This window comes from Streptomyces sp. NRRL F-2664 (assembly GCF_000719345.1).
GTDB lineage: Bacteria > Actinomycetota > Actinomycetes > Streptomycetales > Streptomycetaceae > Streptomyces.
The window spans coordinates 1-720 of record NZ_JOFX01000283.1; the positions used below are offsets into that span (position 1 = coordinate 1).

1 protein-coding gene is annotated in these 720 nt (G+C 71.4%); it reads left to right on the forward strand.

Going from position 1 to position 720, the window contains the following annotated elements; all coding sequences use genetic code 11:
* Positions 1-720: RHS repeat domain-containing protein (locus IF89_RS39465; RefSeq protein ID WP_043194910.1), on the forward strand; the 720-nt coding region annotated here is incomplete at both ends.

The window sequence follows — 720 nt, forward strand, 5'->3', positions numbered from 1 at the left end:
CACCACCGTCAAGACCGCCACGGACATCGTGGCCGAAGCCGTTGCGCAGGGCGTCCTCGGCAAAGACCAGATCGGGGCCGGCCTCAACGACGCGCGCGCGCTCTCAGTGCAGGACGCCGACAGCATGGCACGGACGATGTCGGCGAGGGTGGTCTTCGCCGACGGCACCCCCGCCGCCGACTCTGCCGCCCGGGCTGACGCGCTGGGCCGGACCCTGACCTCAACCAGCGGCGAAGTCACGGCGGTGCCCTCCTACGGTGCCGGCGGCATCCCGCAGAGCACGGTCCTGAACCCGGCCGCACCTGACGCCTACCCCGGGCAGGAGTTCACCGCAGCCCTCACCCACGACCTCGCCGGACGCCAGACGGCTAAATCCCTCACCCAGGGCGCGCCCGGCCAGGGCGACACCCGTACCGGTGTGCGCAGCACCTACGATGCGGCCGGGCGCCTGGTGTCCCAGACCGACCAGCTCGGCAACACCACTGTTTTCGCCTACACCGGCGACGGGCAGATAGCCGAGGCTGTGGTCACGTCCAAGGACGGCGACACCGTCTCCACGACCGCGTACGCCTATGACGGGGGCACCGGGCTGCTGCTCTCCTCCGCGGTCACCGACGCCAGCGGGGCCACCACGGTCCGGCAGACCGAGTACGACGCCCTGAACCGGGTCACCGGGGTGTGGGAAGGCGCCCGCGACGACGCGGACGCCAAGAAGAACAC